The 18170-nt window shown below is 72.3% G+C and carries 14 protein-coding genes and 1 pseudogene; 9 read left to right on the top strand and 6 right to left on the bottom strand.

Annotated elements, in window-relative coordinates; genetic code table 11:
* Positions 1-4: 4 nt before the first annotated feature.
* Genes ACGH7X_RS00575 through ACGH7X_RS00550 form a run of 6 tightly spaced genes read right to left on the bottom strand, consistent with a single transcriptional unit; the run spans position 5 to position 7029 of the window.
* Entirely contained in the window at positions 5-1051 is a 1047-nt protein-coding gene (locus ACGH7X_RS00575; protein ID WP_399880188.1) for an ABC transporter ATP-binding protein, read from the bottom strand.
* Entirely contained in the window at positions 1041-2063 is a 1023-nt protein-coding gene (locus ACGH7X_RS00570) for an ABC transporter ATP-binding protein (RefSeq protein ID WP_399880185.1), read from the bottom strand. The genes ACGH7X_RS00575 and ACGH7X_RS00570 overlap by 11 nt, the downstream gene beginning before the upstream one ends.
* A 7-nt stretch (positions 2064-2070) precedes the next feature.
* Positions 2071-2979 (bottom strand): ABC transporter permease, encoded by a 909-nt coding sequence (locus tag ACGH7X_RS00565; protein ID WP_399880183.1) that lies wholly within the window; start codon positions 2977-2979, stop codon positions 2071-2073.
* Positions 2972-3895 carry an ABC transporter permease gene (locus tag ACGH7X_RS00560; RefSeq protein WP_399880180.1) on the bottom strand — a complete coding sequence of 308 codons (924 nt, stop codon included), beginning with the start codon at positions 3893-3895 and terminating at the stop codon, positions 2972-2974. Before ACGH7X_RS00560 ends, ACGH7X_RS00565 begins: the two co-directional genes overlap by 8 nt.
* Complete coding sequence (locus ACGH7X_RS00555) at positions 3892-5376, bottom strand: M14 family zinc carboxypeptidase (protein WP_399880178.1); 1485 nt, start codon at positions 5374-5376, stop codon at positions 3892-3894. Before ACGH7X_RS00555 ends, ACGH7X_RS00560 begins: the two co-directional genes overlap by 4 nt.
* Positions 5377-5433: 57 nt before the next feature.
* Positions 5434-7029 (bottom strand): ABC transporter substrate-binding protein, encoded by a 1596-nt coding sequence (locus tag ACGH7X_RS00550; RefSeq protein ID WP_399880175.1) that lies wholly within the window; start codon positions 7027-7029, stop codon positions 5434-5436.
* A 168-nt stretch (positions 7030-7197) separates the two neighbouring features.
* Here ACGH7X_RS00550 and ACGH7X_RS00545 point away from each other — a divergent pair, with 168 nt between their 5' ends.
* From ACGH7X_RS00545 to ACGH7X_RS00505, 9 genes and pseudogenes are all read left to right on the top strand, one after another.
* On the top strand, positions 7198-8151 hold the full coding sequence (locus ACGH7X_RS00545; RefSeq protein ID WP_399880172.1) for a transposase: 954 nt from the start codon (positions 7198-7200) through the stop codon (positions 8149-8151).
* Positions 8152-8705: 554 nt separating this feature from the next.
* Positions 8706-9413, top strand: a pseudogene (locus ACGH7X_RS00540) (ABC transporter transmembrane domain-containing protein); the annotation flags it as partial.
* 61 nt (positions 9414-9474) lie between these two features.
* Complete coding sequence (locus ACGH7X_RS00535; RefSeq protein WP_399880169.1) at positions 9475-10614, top strand: ATP-binding cassette domain-containing protein; 1140 nt, start codon at positions 9475-9477, stop codon at positions 10612-10614.
* Positions 10615-10646: 32 nt separating this feature from the next.
* The gene (locus ACGH7X_RS00530; protein WP_399880166.1) at positions 10647-12440 is read left to right on the top strand and encodes a siderophore-interacting protein; all 1794 of its coding nucleotides are present in this window, start codon (positions 10647-10649) and stop codon (positions 12438-12440) included.
* A complete protein-coding gene (locus tag ACGH7X_RS00525) occupies positions 12433-13530 on the top strand; it encodes a FecCD family ABC transporter permease (protein ID WP_399880163.1) in 1098 nt (365 codons plus the stop codon). The genes ACGH7X_RS00530 and ACGH7X_RS00525 overlap by 8 nt, the downstream gene beginning before the upstream one ends.
* Complete coding sequence (locus tag ACGH7X_RS00520; protein ID WP_399880161.1) at positions 13527-14594, top strand: FecCD family ABC transporter permease; 1068 nt, start codon at positions 13527-13529, stop codon at positions 14592-14594. The genes ACGH7X_RS00525 and ACGH7X_RS00520 overlap by 4 nt, the downstream gene beginning before the upstream one ends.
* 53 nt (positions 14595-14647) lie before the next feature.
* Positions 14648-15445 carry an ABC transporter ATP-binding protein gene (locus ACGH7X_RS00515; protein WP_399896673.1) on the top strand — a complete coding sequence of 266 codons (798 nt, stop codon included), beginning with the start codon at positions 14648-14650 and terminating at the stop codon, positions 15443-15445.
* Entirely contained in the window at positions 15442-16425 is a 984-nt protein-coding gene (locus ACGH7X_RS00510) for an ABC transporter substrate-binding protein (protein ID WP_399880158.1), read from the top strand. The genes ACGH7X_RS00515 and ACGH7X_RS00510 overlap by 4 nt, the downstream gene beginning before the upstream one ends.
* Positions 16426-17249: 824 nt before the next feature.
* Positions 17250-17954 (top strand): DUF2470 domain-containing protein, encoded by a 705-nt coding sequence (locus ACGH7X_RS00505; protein WP_399880155.1) that lies wholly within the window; start codon positions 17250-17252, stop codon positions 17952-17954.
* Positions 17955-18170: the final 216 nt, after the last annotated feature.

Raw genomic sequence — 18170 nt, 5'->3', positions numbered from 1 at the left:
TCCGTCAGTCGTTCTCGGGGAAGTGGCAGGCGACCCGGCGTCGGCCGCCGGGCTCGGTCGGTGTCAGTACGGGCCGTTCCTCGGTGCAGAGCTTCTCGCTCTTCCAGCAGCGGGTGTGGAACGGGCAGCCGGTCGGCGGCCGGGCCGGGCTCGGCGGGTCGCCCTGGAGCACGATGCGCTCACCCTTGCCCCGGCGGCGCGGGTCGGGTTCGGGGACGGCGGAGAGCAGGGCGCGGGTGTAGGGGTGCGCGGGACGGCCGTACACCGTGTCGCGGTCGCCCTGCTCCACGATGCGGCCCAGGTACATGACGGCGATCTCGTCCGCGATGTGGCGGACCACGGCCAGGTCGTGGGCGATGAAGACGTACGACAGCCCGAAGGTCCGCTGCAGTTCCTTGAGCAGGTTCATCACCTGTGCCTGGACGGACACGTCGAGCGCGGAGACCGGTTCGTCGCAGAGCAGGATCCTGGGGCGCAGGGCGAGCGCACGGGCGATGCCGAGCCGCTGGCGCTGGCCGCCGGAGAACTGGTGGGGGTGGCGGTGCCCGTGGTCCGGGTCGAGGCCGACCATCTCCATCAGTTCGCGGGCCCGGGCCGACCGGCTCTCCTTCGCCGCCGGGTCGCGGTGGATGTCCATCGGCTCCCGGACGATCTCCAGGGCGGTCATCCGGGGATCCAGTGACGTGTACGGGTCCTGCATCACGAGTTGGATGTCCCGCCGGCGGCGCCGCAGTTCGGACCGGGACAGGCCGAGCAGGTCCCGCCCGTCCACGCGCACCGTGCCGGAGGTGGGACGGTCGAGGGCGAGCAGAAGCCGGGTGAGGGTCGACTTGCCGCAGCCGGACTCGCCGACGAGCCCGAGTGTGCTGCCGCTGCGCAGGGTCAGGTCGACCCCCTCGACCGCGCGGACCGTCGTGCGGTCGCGGCCGATGCCGAACGGACCCCCGGAGGTGTAGTGCTTGACCAGTTCGCGAGCCTCCAGAAGCACGGGCGGGACCGGTGCGGCGGTGGCGGTTCGGCCCTTGCCGGTGTCTGTGACGTCATCGGGCACTGGAGACCTCCAGCGGGTAGTGGCAGGCGACGAGCCGTGCGGACGGGGCCGGGAGCAGCGCGGGCTGCCGGGTGGCGCAGGAGTCGCGGGCGGCGGGGCAGCGCGGGCGGAAGGAGCAGCCGGGAGGCAGCGGCCCGGGGGCCGGGGGAGTGCCCGGAATGGGGGTCAGGTCGCCGGGCGGTCCCTGGAGGCGGGGCAGGGCCGCGAGCAGACCCTCGGTGTAGGGGTGGGCGGGCCGGTCGTAGAGGTCCTCGACCGGTGCCTGCTCCACGATGTGCCCGGCGTACATGATGGCGACCCGGTCGGCCGTGGTGGCGGCGAGTCCGAGGTCGTGGGTGATCAGCAGCAACGCGGACCCGGTCTCCTCGCGGAGTTCGGCGAGCAGTTCCATGATCTGGGCCTGCACGGTGACGTCCAGGGCCGTGGTCGGTTCGTCCGCGATCAGGATGTCGGGGGCGAGCGCGACAGCCGAGGCGATCATGATGCGCTGGCGCATGCCGCCGGAGAACTGGTGCGGGTGGTCGCCGTAGCGGCGGGCGGGGTCGGGGATGCGGACCCGTGCCATCAGCTCGACGGCGCGGGCCCGGGCCTCGCGGCGGCTCACCTTCTCGTGGGCGCGGATCACCTCCGCGATCTGGAAGCCCACGGTGAGCGTGGGGTTGAGGGCGGACAGGGCGTCCTGGAAGATCATCGCGATGTGCTTGCCGCGCCGTGCGCGCAACGCGTCCGGGTGGAGCGTGAGCAGCTCCGTCCCGCGGTGGCGGACGCTGCCGCCGACCTCGGCGGTGGTGGCGGGCAGCAGGCCCATCAGCGCCATCGCCGAAAGGCTCTTGCCGGATCCGGACTCGCCGATGAGGGCCAGGGTCTCGCCCTGGTGCAGGGTGAAGGAGACACCGCGCACCACACGCCGGGACCGCGGGGCGCCGGGGGGCCCGGACAGCAGGTCGACGGTCAGGTTCTCGGCCTCCAGGAGGGGCTGCGGCTCGGCGGGTGTGCTGCCGGTCGTGGTCATCGGGGGGTCACCGTCCTCTCGGGTCCAGGGCGTCGCGCACGGTGTCTCCGAAGGTGATCAGGACGAAGACGGTGAAGGAGAGGAACAGCCCGGGGAAGATCAGCAGGTGCGGATGGGTGCGGAAGGAGTTCTGCGCCCCGGCCAGCTGGAGTCCCCAGGAGATCGAGGGGGACTGCAGCCCGACGCCGAGGAAGGTGAGCGCGGCCTCGGCCACGATGACCCCGCCCACGGTGATGGTGGCGAGAACCAGGACCGGGGTGAGCGCGTTGGGCAGGATGTGCCGGCGGACGATGTCCCAGGGGCCGGCGCCCAGGCTGCGGGCCATCACGACGTAGTCGGCCTCGCGCACCGACCGGACGGAGGCGCGGACCACACGGGTCATGGTCGGCCAGCCGAAGAGCGCCAGTACGGCAGCCACGGTCGGTATGTCGCGGGTGGTCAGGGTGTTCAGGACGACGATCGCGCCGAGCAGGAACGGGAAGCCCAGGAACACGTCGGTGAGCCGGGCGACCACGCTGTCCACGATCCGGCCCGCCATACCGGCGAGGCAGCCGAGAACGAGCGCCACGGCGAGCGAGACGGCGGTGGCGAGGAAGCCCACGCCGAGCGAGGCGCGCGCCCCGTGGACGACGTTGGCGTACAGGTCGCAGCCCTGGACGTCGTAGCCGAAGGGGTGCCCCGCGGACGGGCCCTGCGCGCTGTGCGTGAGGTCGCAGACGGTCGGGTCCCCGTGGCCGAACCAGCCCGCGAAGAGACCCGGTGCGGCGGCGACGAGGACGAGCAGCAGGACACCGCCGCCGGTGAGCAGGAAGGCGGGCCTGCGGCGCAGCGCGCGCCATCCGGCGCCACCGGAGGAGACCGGCGGGGCGGAGCCGCCGGGGGACTTGTCCGCCGGCGCGGTCAGGGTGTCAGTCATGGCGGATCCTCGGGTCCAGGACGCTGTTGAGGAGGTCGACCAGCACGCTCGCGGCGAGGAAGATCAGGATCAGTGCCGTCGACACCCCCACCACCGTGGGCCCGGTGTGGCCCCGGACGGCCTGGAACAGAAGCTGGCCGATGCCGGGCAGGTTGAAGACACCCTCGATGATCACGGTGCCGCCGAGGAGGTAGCCGAGGTCGACGGCGAGAAAGGTGACGGCAGGGATCAGGGAGTTGCGCAGGACGTGCACGCCGACCACCCGGCGACGGGTGAGCCCCTTGGCGACGGCCGTACGGACGTAGTCGGCGCGCAGGTTGTCGATGACCTCGGCGCGCACCAGACGGGACACCGACGCCAGTCCGAAGGCCGCCACGCACAGTGCGGGCAGCACATAGCTGGACGGCCAGCCCTCGGTGGCCCCCGCGACCGGGAACAGGTCGAACTTCACGCCGAGGACCACCTGCGCCGTGTACGCGAGCACGAACACCGGGATCGAGGTGGCGCCGATGGTGAACGCCAGCACCGTGCGGTCCGTCCAGGTGCCCCGGCGCAGCGCCGCCAGCACGCCGAGACCGATGCCGACGACGGCCTCGATCACCCAGGCGGTCAGGGCCAGTTTGATGGTGACCGGCCAGCGGTCGGCCATCTGCTCGGCGACCGGCCGGCCGCTGAAGTCCGTGCCCAGGTCGCCCTGGAACAGGCCGGCCAGATAGTGGCCGTACTGGACGAGCAACGGGTCGTCCAGGTGGTGCTGTTCGCGCAGCGCCCGCACCACGCTGGGGGCCAGTGGACGGTCGCCCGCGAGTGCGGCGACGGGATCGCCGGGCAGCACATAGGTCATCGCGTAGATGACCAGGCTGATGCCGAAGAAGACGACCATCGCCTCCAGCAGGCGGCGTACGAGGTAGGTCATCGTGGTTCCCCGGTGCGGTCCGGGTGCGCGGCGGTGGTGTCGCCGGCGCGCGCGTGGTCCGCGGCGGCGAGCAGTGCCCCGTACTGGATGCCGGCGAGCGTGGAGATCGCGATGGGCTCACCGGTGACCCCGTCGGCCTCCCGCTCCCAGGTCTCGTAGGTGGCGAGCAGCTCCTGATGGCAGCGGCGCACCTCGGGGGTCGCGGTGCCCGCGGCCAGTTCGGCGTTGAGGGTGCGCAGCAGCATGCCGCCAATGCGGATGCGGAAGCTGTGCACGCTCGCCTCGCAGTCGTGGCACTCGGCGACGGTCGCGGCCCGGTCCGGCAGGTCGCCCACGCGGGCCGACTCCAGGGAGGCGACCTCGGTCAGCGAGGGCACGAAGTCACGTACGGCGCGCAGGAAGGGGGTCGCGATGGTCAGGTGGGGGCTCGCCCGGTCGAGGATGCCGCCCAGGAAGGTGCCGGTCTCGTCCAGGGCCCGGGCCCGGTGCGCGACCACGTCCGCGTACCGCTGTTCGGCGGGCGAGTCGTCGTCCGCGTCCGGGTGGCTCCAGTGCGGGACCTCGGTGACGAAGTAGAAGGTGCCGTACTTCTCGGCGTACGCGGCACTGGACGAGCCCGCGATCTTGCCGGCGGCGTCGGCGCCGAGGCCTTCGAGGTAGTCGTAGGCGTCCTTCATGTCGATGCAGCCGTAGACCGCGGGCGCGTGACGCGGGGCGTGCGCCGCCTCGGGCTCGCCGGTGGCGAGCGGCATGCCGAGGGAGGCCGGGATGTCGGCGAGGAGGGGGTACAGCTCGGGGGCCGGGCGGTTCAGGTAGTAGTAGACGCCTCCCGTCTCGCAGTTGTGGAGGGTGGTGAGGAAGCGGGGGCGGGAGGCGTCCAGGAGCCGCATCAGCGCGAGTGTCTCGGGCAGGACCCGGTCGAAGTAGGCGTCCTTGTAGGCGAACGGGAACGTCCACTCGACCTGCTGGTTGCCGGCCGGCCGGTAGAAGTGGCGGCCGTAGGCGCGTTTGTCGGCGGGGGCGGCGAACCAGCCCTCGTTGAGCCGGGCCCCGTCGGGATCGATGCAGGGCACGATGTGCCAGGCGCCGCCGAAGTGGGCACGCAGGTCCGGGGCCTCGCACAGGGTGGTGGCGAGGTGGAGGGTGGTGACCGCGCCGACCGGCTCGTTGGGGTGGACGCCGCCCACGACGACGTAGCCGCCGTCCTCCTCGGCGGTGGAGCGGTCGTCGGCCACCGTGAAGCAGTACAGGGGCTCACCGAGTGCGGATGTGCCTATGCGGCTCTCGGTCACCAGGTCGGAGTGACGGGCCGTCAAGTCGCGGAATCCGCAGACGAGTTCGTCCACGGTCGGATAGGCCGGGGTCGGTGGGACGGTCGCCGCGTGCCGCACCCAGGCGTCGGGGCCCGGTGCGAAGGGGATGGAGGAGGCGGAGGCGGAGGCGGAGGAGGAGGAGAGGGATTCTGACGTCGCGGCTGTCATACGGGTACGGATCTCCCGAAGAGAAGGGGTGGGCGTACGGCGGGCGACCGGGGAGGGTCAGCCCGTGACGGAGATGCGGGTGAGTTCGACGTCGGCCGGGCCCACGGTCACTCCGGACACCCGCTCCGTGCTGGCGTAGACGTAGCTGCCGAAGAAGAGCGGGACCACGGGGAAGTCCTCGAGGATCTCCTTCTGGGCGTCGTTGTACAGGCGCTGTGCCGTGGCCGGTTCGGTGGCGGCGTCGGCCTGCTGGAGCAGCTCGTCGACGGCCTTGTCGCCGTAGTTGCTGCACATGCAGCCGCCGCTCTTGGTGAAGACGCCCTGGAGGGTGTTCTGCATGCTCGGGTACAGGGCGCCCCAGTGGGCGTGCGAGAGGCCGGTGATCTTCTTGCCGAGCACCTTCTCGCTGAACTCCGCCCAGTCGGCGGTGGGCACGGCCCGGACCCCGTCGATGCCCAGGTTCTGCCTGATCTGGTTGGCGATCGCCTTGTACAGCTCGTCCAGGCCGAGCCCGCCCGGATACGTGATCGTGAGCTCCCCGGACCAGCCGCCGGCCTCGGCCAGCAGCTTCTTGGCCGCCGCCGGGTCGAAGGCGCAGGCGTCGCACAAGCCGGTCTGCGCGCCGACCTCGGAGGGCGGGGTGAGCGAGGTGGCCGGGGTGTACAGGCCGCCGTAGATGGCCTTGTTCACCGCGTCCCGGTCGACGGCCATCGACAGCGCCTTGCGCAGCCGCACGTCGCCGTACCGGTCGTCCTTCAGGGGCAGCGCCATGAACTCCAGCGACGGGGCCTCGTAGGTGTGCAGCCGGTCCCCGAAGTCGGCCTTCGCCTGACCGTACTTGCTGACGGGCACACCGATGACGTCGGTGTTGCCCGCGAGCGCGTCGGTGTAGGCGGTGTTGAGGTCGGTGTAGGACTTGAAGGTGATGGCGGGCGCCTTCGGTTTGGTTCCCCGGTAGGTGTCGTACGCGGTGACCGTGGCACCCTCGTCCGCCTTCCAGGCGGAGGTTATCTCGAAGGGGCCGTTGCCGATGGGCGCCTTGTCGTAGGCCTCGGGGTCCTTGAACGCGGCCTTCGGCAGCGGGTAGAAGCCGGTCTGGCTCGGGGTGAGACGCAGTGGGAACTGGCTGTCGGGGCTGGAGAGCGTGACCTTGAGGGTGGTGGCGTCGACGACCTCGACTCCGGAAAGCGTCTTGGTCTTCGGCTTGCCCTCGGCGGGGTTCAGCGCCTCGTAGCCCTCGATCCCGGCGAGCTGGCCGTTGCCGGCCCAGCCGTTGGGACCGTAGGCGGTGGCGTTCCAGGCGTCGGCGTAACTCTGGGCGGTGACGGCCTCGCCGTTGTGGAACGTCCAGCCGGAGCGGAGCTTGACGGTCCAGTGGCGTGCGTCGGTGGAGGTCACCGACTCGGCCTGGACGTAACTGGTCCTGCCCTTGTCGTCGACCTTGACCAGGGGCGCGAACAGCACACGCACCTGGTCGTAGCCGACGGTGGTACGGCCGGGGGTGAGATGGTCGGGTTCGCCGACGGCGACCGAGAATCCGCCGGAGGCGGCACCATCGTCCGCGCCACCGCTGCCGCCGGAGCAGCCGGCCAGCACGAGAACGAGGGGAAGGGACAGACTTGCCGTGGCCGTGAGCATGGATGATCTGCGCAAGACGACTCCCTGGAGGAGAGGGCGGGCGCCGTGTGCCGGACCGGGAGACGGACCGGATTCGGGGTTCTCAACGCGGCGCGTACCGGGATACTGGGTGTCGCTGAGATGCCATGTCAATGCAAAAGTGCAAAACTTTTAGCATGAGATGAAAGTTAACCGGGAGGTAGCATGGGCGGCGACGACGCCGAGACCGGCACCGCGCGCGACACCGACAGGCGCCGTGACGCGGGAAGGTGGAGCCGCGAGCTCTTCGTCGAGGAGGTCGGCCTGGTCTGGGAGGGCGCCGGCAGCGGGCGCATGGACGGCCGTATCGTCGCCTATCTCCTGATCACCGACGTTCCCTACGTCTCCTCGGCCGAGCTGGCCCGGGAGCTGAAGGTGAGCGCCGGCTCGGTCTCGCTCGCCACCCGCCGTCTGGTCGAGGCGGGGTTCATCAGACGGCACGCGGTGCCCGGCAGACGCGGCCACTACTTCCGGGTCGACGACGACGTGTGGGGGAGCTTCCTGGCCGGCGAACGGCGCCACCTGGACCGGCAGGAAGAACTCGCCGTCGAGGCACTGGCGTTGCTCGGCCCCGAGGAGGAGGCGCCGCGTCGCCGGCTGGGCAACATGCGTGACTACATGCGCTGGATCCGTGGCAGCCACCACGATCTGCTGACGCAGTGGAAGGCCTATCAGGCGCACGCGGACGACGTCGCGCCGACGCGGGAGGAGACGAGCGCGCCCGCCGACGAGCGCACCGAGGCGACGACGCCACCGGCCGAGGCGCCCCGCGGCCGCTCCTCGGTCGCGCTCGACCCGGCGCTGGCCCGGCGCCTGGTTCCCGACGCGCTGTGGGAGGCCGCCGCGCCGCTGCTGCCCGCCGCTTCCGAGGACGAGCGCGCCGCCTTCATCGCGGTCGTCTACGTCCTCACCTCGGGCTGTGGCTGGCAGCAACTCCCGCCCCACTTCGGCGTTTCGCACTCCACCGCACACCGGCGCTTCACCGCGTGGAGCGAGGGCGGATTCTGGCAGCGCTGGCCGGCCGCCGCGGACGCGGTGCACGCGGACGCCGCCGACCTCGCCTGGTGCGAACTGGTCACCGAAGCGGCCATGGTTCGCCGGACCGGCACTCGAACGTGAGCTTGGCTTGCCCTGCCAGTGTTCCGCTCAGGTGATGCACAACTCGCCGCGCCGGTCCGTGCAGGGCCCGCGTGCTCCTGCGCCGCGACCGAGCCGTCGACTCGGCTGGCCGCGACCGAGCCGAACCAGATGAGGTTTGCCTAACCTAACTTGGGCTGTTAGGTTGTCGACGCTTTCGGATCGGGGCTCCGGTACGGTCGGCGCGTCACGGCCTGTTTCCGCTCGGTGATGTACGGCGGTCGGGTGTTCCTGTACCCGCCGCCCGTCGGGGCCCCGCCCTCGCACACGAACCGACCATCCGTGAGGGCGATACGCCCGGCACGTGTGCGGGCCGACCGCGCTCCTGACCGTGAAGGGCACATGCATGCCCGGCAGCCTGCCCTCGCCCGGGAGTACGCGCACACCGCCCCCTGCCGGGCCACGCCCGCCCCGGACGGTGTTCGCGGCGTCCCTGCGGCGGCACTCCGGGCGGTTGGCGGCCGGCTGGCTGCTGCTGGCGCTGCACCAGGCGGCGGAGGCCGCTGTCCCGATCGCCATCGGCCTGATCATCGACCGTGCCGTGGCGACCTGCGACCGGCGACCGGGCGGCGCTGGCCTGGTCCGTGGCCGGTCTGGCCGTGCTCTTCACCGTGCTCGCCCTGGCGTGGCGCAACGGCGCCCGGCACGGCGTGAGCGCACTGGAGCGGGAAGCGCACCTGCTGCGCGTCGACGTGGCCCGAGCCGCGCTCGACCCGCGCGGGCACCGTACGGGGCTGCGCACCGGCGAGTTGCTGGCAGTGGCCTCGTCGGACGCGCAGAAGACCGCGCTGATCATCCGGGCGGTGTCCATCGGCTTCGGGGCGGTCTCCGCCATCGTCGTCTCGTCCGTGGCCCTGCTTGTCATCGACGTGCCCCTCGGCCTCGGCGTCCTGGTGGGCGTGACGCTGTCGGTGCTGCTCAACGGGTGGGTGGGCCCCCGTCTTACGCGGCACAGTGCCGCCCTGCAGAAGGCCACGGGACGCGTCACGGCCATGGCCGCGGATCTGCTCGGCGGACTGCGCACCCTGCGCGGAATCGGTGCGCAGACCGCCGCCTCCGGCCGCTACCGCGTGGCGGGGGAGTCGGCCCTGCGGGCCAGGCTGCGGGCAGCCACGACCACCGGGCTCTACCAGGGGGTGACGGTGGCGAGCAGCGGCCTGTTCCTCGCCGCGGTCGCAGGGTTCGCGGGCTGGTCGGCGCTGACAGGCCGGCTCACGGTGGGTCAGCTCGTGACGGTCGTCGGCCTCGCCCAGTTCATCGCCGAGCCCTTGCGCACCCTGGGTTTCTGCGGACAGGTAGCGGCGGGTGCCCGCGCCTCGGCCCGGCGCGGGGCCGGTGCCGTCGACGCCGTCCCCGAGGCGCCCTCCGGCACCCTTCGTCGGCCTCACGGCCGTACTCGTCACCGGTTTCCACCTGGTGCGGGCCGACGCGGTGACGGTGGGGGCCGTGACGGCGGCGGCGCTCTACTTCCACCGGTTGTTCAACCCGATCGGCTTCCTGATCACGCAGTTCGACGACTTCCAGGAGGCGGGGGCGAGCCTGGCCCGGCTCGCCGGAGTAGCCACCATGAGCCCGCCGGCCGAGCCGGAGGCCCCCGAGACGCCCGCCGACGCGAGCCTGGAACTGCGCGATGTCGCACACGCCTATGGCGACCGCACGGTACTGCGCGACGTCACGCTGCGCGTCGCTCCCGGTGAACGCGTGGCGCTGGTCGGAGCCAGCGGCGCGGGCAAGACCACGCTCGCCTCCGTGGCCGCCGGGGTGCTGCGGCCGACGGTCGGCACGGTGCGGCTGGGCGGGGCGCGACTCGAGCGGATCGGCGACAGCGTGCTGGGCCGTCACATCGGCCTGCTCAGCCAGGAACGGCACGTCTTGCACGGCACACTGCTCGACAACGTGCGGCTCGGCCGGCCCACGGCCGACGACGAGCAGGTCCTGGCCGCGCTCGGCGCCGTCGGCGCCCTCGACTGGGTGCGTGCCCTGCCGGACGGCGCGGCCACCCGGGTCGGCGAAGGCGCCCACCGCCTGACGGCCGCGCAGGCGGGGCACCTGGCGCTGGCCCGCCTCGCCCTGGCCGACCCTCCGGTCGCGGTGCTGGACGAGGCGACGGCCGAGGCGGGCAGTGCCGGCGCCCGGGTGCTGGAGGAGGCCGCCGAGGCGGCGACCCGTGGCCGGACCACGTTGCTGGTCGCGCATCGCCTCGCCCAGGCCGAGCGGGCCGACCGGATCCTGGTCCTCGACCAGGGGGCCGTTGTGGAGAGCGGCACGCACGCCGAACTGCTCGCGGCGTGGGCGCTACGCCGAACTGTGGTGGAGCTGGTCCGGCTTGCGGCCCGACCCGGAGGGCGGTTGGCGGCCCTCGGTTCCGGCGCCCCGCTGAGACCGGCCGGGGGGTTGCGAAAGCGTCACGACCGTCCGGGCGTGGCTCAAATTAGGCTAGGCTAACCTTACTTGTGTCTGATCTTCACGGAGTTCCCATGCCTCGCTCGTCCCGCCCCCTCCAGATCTTCCCGATCGTGATGCGCCGTGCGAAGGTGGCCGGGGTCGTCGACGTCACGCCGAACATGCGGCGGATCACCCTGACCGGCGACGAGCTCACCGAGGGCGTCATGGGTGAGGGGTATCACCGGCCCGCGTTCCGCTCCGAGGGCTTCGACGACCACGTCAAACTCGTCGTTCCCCCCGCCGACGGTGAACTGCCGCGCATCGGCACCCAGGAGGAGAACCGTTTCGCCTGGAACCCCGAGGTGCTGGGCAACACCCGTGACTACACGGTCCGTTCCTGGGACCCGGAGACCCGCACCTTCACCGTCGACGTGGTCCGCCACGTCCACGGCCTGGCCGCCTCCTGGGCGTTCGGGGCCCGGCCGGGCGACGAGATCCACTTCGCGGGACCCAAGTCCTGCGCCGGGATCAACACCGACGCCGACTGGCACCTGCTCGCCGGTGACGAGACCGCGCTGCCCGCCATCGCCCGCTGGCTGGAGGAGGCGCCCGAGGGCACCCGCGGACACGTCGTGATCGAGGTGGCCGCCGAGGAGGACCGCCAGCGGGTCGGGACCCGGGCCGATGTGCGCGTCGAGTGGCTGGTCCGCGGCGACGAACCCGCCGGCACCGGCACCCGCCTCTTCGACGCGGTGCGCCGCGTGGACCTGCCTGAGGGGCGCGTGTACGCCTGGGTCGCCGGCGAGGCCATGACCATCGCCCCGATTCGCCGCTACCTGCGGAACGAACGGAGACTGCCCAAGGAGGACGTCGAGGTCACCGGCTACTGGCGGCGCCCGAAGACCACAGCGGTGCGCGAGGAGACGGCCCCGCGGGACAACGCCGAGAGTCTGACGCCCGTCGCCGCCGACGACGGCGAGCAGACCTCCGCCGACCTGCTGCTGCACATCCACGAGATGACCGAACTCGCGCCGCCCGTCATCACCCGGGTCGCCGTCACGCTCGGCATCAACCCGGCCGTCTCCTACGGCGCGACCGGCCTGGACGACCTCGCCGCCGACACCGGTGTACCGGCGGCCCGGCTCGCCCCGCTGCTGGACGGCATGACGGCGCTCGGCCTCCTGGAGCGCGACGGCGACCACTTCCGCAACACCCCGCTCGGCGCGGTGCTGTGCGAGGACTCCGCCCACGACGAACTCTCCCTCGACAACCCGGCCAACCGGGAGGCGCTGGCCTTCGTCGACCTCCTGGACGTGCTGCGCACCGGCGGCCACGCAGAGCGTCTGGGCAAGCTGTCCTGGCGGGATCGGCGCGCGGCCGACCCCGTCCTCGACGCCGCCCACCACGACCGTGCCGCCGAGCAGTTGACGTACGTCCTCGACCTGCTGCCCGACGTCCCCGCCGTGCGCGACGCCGGCACGCTCGCCGTCGGCGGGGAGGCGGCGGCCCACGTGGCCGAGCGGATCGCCCGGGGCCGCACCGTGCACCTGCCGGGCACGGACGTGGCCGCATGGCCCGCCCACGACTGTGCGGTCCTCGTGGCCGCCCTTGAGGGCCGCGACGACGACGCGTGCCGTGACCTGCTGCGAGCGGCTCTCTCCGCGGGCCCCGCCCTCGTCCTGTTCGAGCGCACCAGCGACAAGGCCGCCGTCGACGACCACACCGCCGAGCACGTGCTCACCAGCCTGACCGTCACCGGCTCCCCGCTGCGCTCCAGCGACCGGGTCGCCGTTCTGCTGCGCGAGGCCGGTGCCCGCACGGTCGAACGCACCGTACTCGGCTGGGGCTTCGGTCCCTTCGGAACGGTCACCGTCGCCCATGCCTGAGCCCACCCGGGCCGCGCTCGCCCAGGACGACTCCACGTCCGCGTCCGGCGCGCAAGAGGCCCTGCCCGAACCGCGCCCCGCCGCGGAAGGCGCGATGTCGGCGCGCATGCGCCTCGTCCTCGCCGGACTCGCCGTGACCCTGCTGGTGTGCGTCGCGGCCAGTCTGTTCGTCGGTGCCGAGGGCATCGCACCCGGCCGGGTCGTGGACGCCGTCCTCGGTCACGGCGACCGGCAGGCCGACGCCATCGTGCTCGACTCGCGACTGCCGCGCACCGTCGTGGCGATCGCGGTCGGCGCCGCGCTGGGCGTGGCCGGCTCCCTCATCCAGGCGTTCACCCGCAACCCGCTCGCCGACCCCGGAATCCTCGGCGTCAACGGCGGTGCGGCGCTCGGCGTGACCCTCGCGCTGTGGGCCGGACTCTCCACCTCGACCAGCGCCCTGGTGCTGCCCGCGCTGGCCGGCGCCCTACTGGCCACCGTCGCCCTGCTGCTGCTCGCCTCCGCCGGGAAGGGGCCGGCAACCCCGGTCCGCATGGTCCTCGCCGGTGTGGCACTGGCCGCGGTACTCGGCGGGCTCACCACCGCCATCCGCCTGTTCGACGTCACCACCTTCGACGGGTACCGGTCCTGGGCCGCCGGGTCGGTGGCCGGGCGCTCGCTCGCCGACCTCGGCGGAGTCGGCGGATACCTCGTCGTTGGGCTGCTGCTCGCGTTCACCCTGGTGCGCCCGCTCAACGCGGTGGCGCTCGGCGAGGACACGGCCGCCTCCCTCGGCGTCGACACCCGGCGGGTGCGGCTGCTGACCATCGTCGCCGTCACCCTGCTCGTCGGCTCGGCCACCGCCATCGCCGGTCCCATCACCTTCCTGGGACTGATGGTGCCGCACGCCTGCCGCCTCCTGGTCGGCAATGACCAGCGCCGCATCATCCCCCTGTCCGCGCTGGCCGCCCCCGTCGTCCTGCTGGTCTCCGACGTCGTGGCCCGGGTGGCGCTGTCGCTGCGGGAGATGCCAGTCGGCGTCGTGACCGCGTTCGTCGGCGCTCCCGTGCTCATCCGGTTGATCTCGAACCGGAAGGTGCACACCCAGTGACCGCGTGGATGACGACCGACCAGGGCGACCTGATCGTCCGTGCGCCGGGCCGTGTGCCCGTCTCGGCACGGGTACCCGTGCGCTCCGTCGCCACGTGCAGCGCCCTGCTCGCCCTGACGGCGGGCGTGACCGTGGCCGCCCTCATGCTCGGCAAGGTGACGTACTCCCCGGTGGAGGTCTTCCGGACGCTGACCGGCGACGGCACACGCGTCAGCGAACTGTTCATCACGCAGTGGCGGTTGCCGCGCGCCGTGGCCGCCGTCGTCCTCGGGGCGATGCTCGGCGTGGCCGGTGCGCTCTTCCAGTGCATCACCCGCAACCCGCTCGGCAGCCCCGACGTCATCGGCTTCACCGCCGGAGCTTCGGCCGGCGGCGTCGCGGTGATCACCTTCGTCGGTTCCGGCTTCGCGGCCGTCTCGGGCGGCGCCCTGGCCGGCGGCCTCGTCGTCACCCTGCTCGTGGTGTTCCTCTCCCGCGGTGGCGGCACTGCGGGCTTCCGCCTGGTGATCGTGGGCATCGGCCTCAACGCCATGCTGGTGGCGCTGGAGACGTACCTCTACCTCGTCGCCGACTCCGACATCTCCCAGATCGCCGCCGTGTGGGGCGCCGGTTCCCTGAACGCCGTCAGTTTCAGCCACACCGGTCCCGCTCTCGTCGTCGGCGCCGTCGCGACGCTCGTCGTCTGCGCCGGTCTCCAGCGCGCCCTGCCCCTGTTCGACCTGGGGGAGGACGTCGCCACCGCGCTCGGAGTCCGGCCCGCCCGCTTGCGGCTGCTGCTCGTCCTCGGCGGCGTGGTCCTCGTCGCGGTGGTCACCGCGGCCGCGGGCCCCATCTCCTTCGTAGCGCTCGCCGCACCGCACGTCGGCCGGCGGCTCGCGGGCGCGTCCGGCACCGCGCTGGCGCCCGCCGCCTGCGCCGGCGCCCTCATCCTGGCAAGCGCCGACCTGGTGGCCCAGCACGCCGTACCGGGGGTCTCCCTCCCGGTCGGCGTGGTCACCGTCGCCGTCGGCGGCCTCTACCTCCTGACCCTCCTCGTCCGTGAGAACCGGAAGGGAACCCTGTGAGCACCCCCGCCCGCCCGGCGCCGGCCACCTCGCTGCGCGCCGACGACATCACCATGGCCTACGACGGCCGGGTCATCGGCGACCACCTGACCGTCGGCATCCCCGACGGGGAGTTCACGGTGATCCTGGGCCCCAACGCCTGCGGCAAGTCCACCCTGTTGCGCTCGCTGTCCCGCCTGCTCAAGCCGGCCGCGGGCACCGTGTACCTGGACGGCAAGGACATCCACCGGATGCGGGCCAAGGACCTGGCCGTCCGGCTCGGTCTGCTTCCCCAGTCGGCCGTGACCCCGGCCGGCATCCCCGTCCTCGACCTCGTGCGCCGGGGCCGCTACCCGCACCAGTCGGTCCTCTCCCGGTGGAGCCGAGAGGACGAGCTGAGCGTCCGCCACGCCCTGGAGCAGACCGGGATGACGGAACTGACGACCCGTCCCGTCGACGAACTCTCCGGCGGGCAGCGACAGCGCGCCTGGGTGGCGATGGCGCTCGCCCAGGAGAGCCCGATCCTGCTGCTCGACGAGCCGACGACGTTCCTCGACGTCTCGCACCAGATCTCCCTGCTCGACCTGTTCGCCGATCTCAACCACAGCGCCGGCCGCACCGTCGTCGCCGTGCTCCACGACATCAACCACGCGGCCCGCTACGCCGGGCACCTCGTCGTGATGTCCGCCGGCCGCATCGTCGCCGAGGGCTCCCCGGCCGAGGTGCTCACCACCGAACTCCTCGCAGACGTCTTCGACATCCAGGCCACCATCATCGAGGACCCGGTCAACGGCGGTCCTCACATCATCACCCGGCACCAGGGCCGCCGCCCGGCGCCCGCTGCCCCGCAACTCCGGAAGGTCGCACCATGAAGTCCACCCCCGTCACGCTCGTCACGGGCGCCGCCGTACTCGCCCTCGCCCTGTCCGGCTGCTCCTCCTCCGACGAGGGCGCCTCCGCAGACGGCAAGGACGCGAAGTCCACCACCCGCACGGTCACCGACGCCACCGGCGCGAAGGTGAAGGTGCCCGACACCCCGAAGCGCATCGTCACCCTGCACTACGCGGCCACTCAGCCGGTACTCGACCTGGGCTTCGAGCTGGTCGGCCAAGGGGCCTTCGAGAAGGGCATCATCCCCGAGGACCAGGCCGCCGAGGCCGAGAAGGTCCCGGTCGTCGCCCAGCAGGAACCCAAGCTGGAGGACATCGCCGCCCTCGAACCGGACCTGATCTTCGCGCCGAACGTGTACGACGAGGAGACCACCGAGGCGCTGAAGGACATCGCACCGGTCTACACCTTCACGCTCCGCGGGGGCGACCGGGCGAAGTGGACGCAGCGTACGGAGGAGGTCGCCGACGCCCTCGGTGTGCCCGAGAAGGCCGACGAGCTGCAGACGGCCTTCGCCGTGCGCCAGAAGGGCATTGCGGAGAAGTACGCGAAGGTCGTCAAGGGCAAGAGCGTCGGCGTCGTCGGCTCGTACGAGGAGAACAACTTCTACGCCTGGGGCGAGAAGAACATGCAGGGCACCCTGCTCGTGCCCCTCGGCTTCACCTACTCCAAGCAGGAAAGCGACATCGTCAAGGACCAGAAGGAGCCGGAGGCCACCCTCTCCAACGAGAAGCTGGCGTCCGCGGTCGGTGACGCCGACGTCCTCTTCATCGACTCCAACCTGCGCGGCGAGGTGAACGCCTTCATGAAGGACATACAGGCCACCTCCCTCTACAAGCAGCTGCCCGCGGTGAAGGCCGGACACGTCTACGTGGGCGGCAAGAACACGGTGGCCGGTTACACCGACGCCAACTACACCCTCGACCGTGTCGAGGACGCACTGAAGGACCTCCAGGCCGAATAGGCATCACCGGCCCCGGGCTTCGTCATGAAGGGGTGAACCGCCCGGCCGCCCTCGGGGCCGTCGGGCGGGCCGGAGGGAGCGGTGCCGGCTTCCCTCAGCCCGCGGGAGGTCGCTTCACGGAGCCCCGGTACGAGCAATGCGACGTGGACTGCCGCGACGGCACTGAAGGCGCCGTTGACGACAGCCGGTCCGGCGGGGCTGAACCAATGTGCCACCAGGGCGATTTCGACGTACCCGCGGACGTCGCACGTCATGCCGTGCGCGGTGAGGAAGCTGACCACACGGCTCCGCAGGCGGTCGGAGGTGTGTGCTGGATCGGGACATATTCCACGATCTCGTACAACGTGATGGCCGCACCGCCGATCGCCGGGGTCACCGGAGCGACCCGGACCTGGCCGCTCGGACCGAAGCCCGCAGTTCTCGGACCGCCCGTGAGGGCGGCGGTCAGCAGGAGCCGGCCCGGCCGATGCAGCCGCTGGTCGACGAGACGAGCACGGCACCCGCGGCGGGGGCGGTGCAGTGCCGTCCGTCAGGCCCGGCAGTAGCGCCTCCAGTGCGGCGGCGTCAGGATGCCGCACGGCCTCACTGCTGCGGGCCCACTCGGCGTGAGCCCGGGGCGGCATCGGCGGGGAACCGTCGATTGTGGGGCATCGGCGAGGGGCAGGGGTGAGCACCTTCGCCGACGCGACGTCCGGACGGCCCGCCCCGCGCTCCTCGACGCGCCGGGGCGGGCCCTCCGCGTACCGGCGCCGCCTTCCAGACGACGAGGCTCGGATAGGTTAGGTTAGGCAAGCCTAAGTAGTTGACCTCCGAGAGGATGCCGGATGCGTCGTACCCCCCTGCGCGCCGTCGCGCCGACAGCCGCCGAACGCGCCCGCTCGATCCTGGCCGCCGCCCACTCGATGACCGTGGTCACCGACGGCCGGCACACCGAAGTCCGGCGCCTCGACGGCGCCGGGGTGATGGGCCACGTCCATCTGCACGCGCCGCCCGAGGGCCCCGGTGCCCCGCCGGCCGGACGGGTGCCGATCCGCCTGGAACTGACCGACATCGCCCCCACCCGTGTGCGCGACCGGCTGCGTGCCCGCGTCACCCTGACCGGGCTGCTGGCCGCGCCGTACGACCCCGACTCCGCCGAGAGCACCTGCATGGAGTTCGACCAGTGCGTCCTGGAGGACGCCGCCGGGTGCACCTATGTGCCGCTCCAGGAGCTGGAGGCGACCGACCTCGACCCCCTGGCGACGAGCGAGGCGGGCCTGCTCACCCACCTCGTCGACGACCACCCCGAACTCGTCCCCCTGCTCCTGCGCCTGGTGCGTCCGCTGCCGGGCAGGGAAGTGCGGCGCGTGGTCCCGGTGGGGATCGACCGCTACGGGCTGACGCTGCGACTCGAACGCGCGCGGGGCCACCGCGACGTCCGGCTGCCCTTCCACAAGACCGTGCGGCACATCGACCACGTCGGCCCTCAGATCCACGCCCTGCTGGCCACGTCTCGCCGCCTCTCCCACACGCGGCACCTGCTGACCTGAACTCCTCTCCGACGTCGATTGGTTGACGCGCTCGGCACGGTCGGCAGAGGTGCCTGTCCTGCACGTGCTGCGGACACCCCCGGCCGGGTTCCGTTCCGGCCGCGGCCGACGCCGGGGCGGAGCACAGGGTCGTGGCGGCCGGTCGTGAGTGCGCCGAGCGGTGGACGGCCGCTGACGATCCCGGTTCGTGGGCGAAACCCTCTTCGCGAAAATGGT

Source organism: Streptomyces sp. BBFR51 (genome assembly GCF_044591655.1).
Taxonomy (GTDB): domain Bacteria; phylum Actinomycetota; class Actinomycetes; order Streptomycetales; family Streptomycetaceae; genus Streptomyces.
Note: the sequence above shows the minus strand (reverse complement) of the source record. Positions and strands in the feature narration are given on the sequence as shown.

What these genes read in the sequence shown, in the direction of transcription:
- ACGH7X_RS00570 (WP_399880185.1), bottom strand. Translation starts at nt 2,063, where the DNA reads ATGACCACGACCGGCAGCACACCCGCCGAGCCGCAGCCCCTCCTGGAG.
- ACGH7X_RS00565 (WP_399880183.1), bottom strand. Translation starts at nt 2,979, where the DNA reads ATGACTGACACCCTGACCGCGCCGGCGGACAAGTCCCCCGGCGGCTCC.
- ACGH7X_RS00560 (WP_399880180.1), bottom strand. Translation starts at nt 3,895, where the DNA reads ATGACCTACCTCGTACGCCGCCTGCTGGAGGCGATGGTCGTCTTCTTC.
- ACGH7X_RS00555 (WP_399880178.1), bottom strand. Translation starts at nt 5,376, where the DNA reads ATGACAGCCGCGACGTCAGAATCCCTCTCCTCCTCCTCCGCCTCCGCC.
- ACGH7X_RS00545 (WP_399880172.1), top strand. Translation starts at nt 7,198, where the DNA reads ATGGGCGGCGACGACGCCGAGACCGGCACCGCGCGCGACACCGACAGG.
- ACGH7X_RS00530 (WP_399880166.1), top strand. Translation starts at nt 10,647, where the DNA reads ATGCCTCGCTCGTCCCGCCCCCTCCAGATCTTCCCGATCGTGATGCGC.
- ACGH7X_RS00525 (WP_399880163.1), top strand. Translation starts at nt 12,433, where the DNA reads ATGCCTGAGCCCACCCGGGCCGCGCTCGCCCAGGACGACTCCACGTCC.
- ACGH7X_RS00515 (WP_399896673.1), top strand. Translation starts at nt 14,648, where the DNA reads ATGGCCTACGACGGCCGGGTCATCGGCGACCACCTGACCGTCGGCATC.
- ACGH7X_RS00510 (WP_399880158.1), top strand. Translation starts at nt 15,442, where the DNA reads ATGAAGTCCACCCCCGTCACGCTCGTCACGGGCGCCGCCGTACTCGCC.
- ACGH7X_RS00505 (WP_399880155.1), top strand. Translation starts at nt 17,250, where the DNA reads ATGCGTCGTACCCCCCTGCGCGCCGTCGCGCCGACAGCCGCCGAACGC.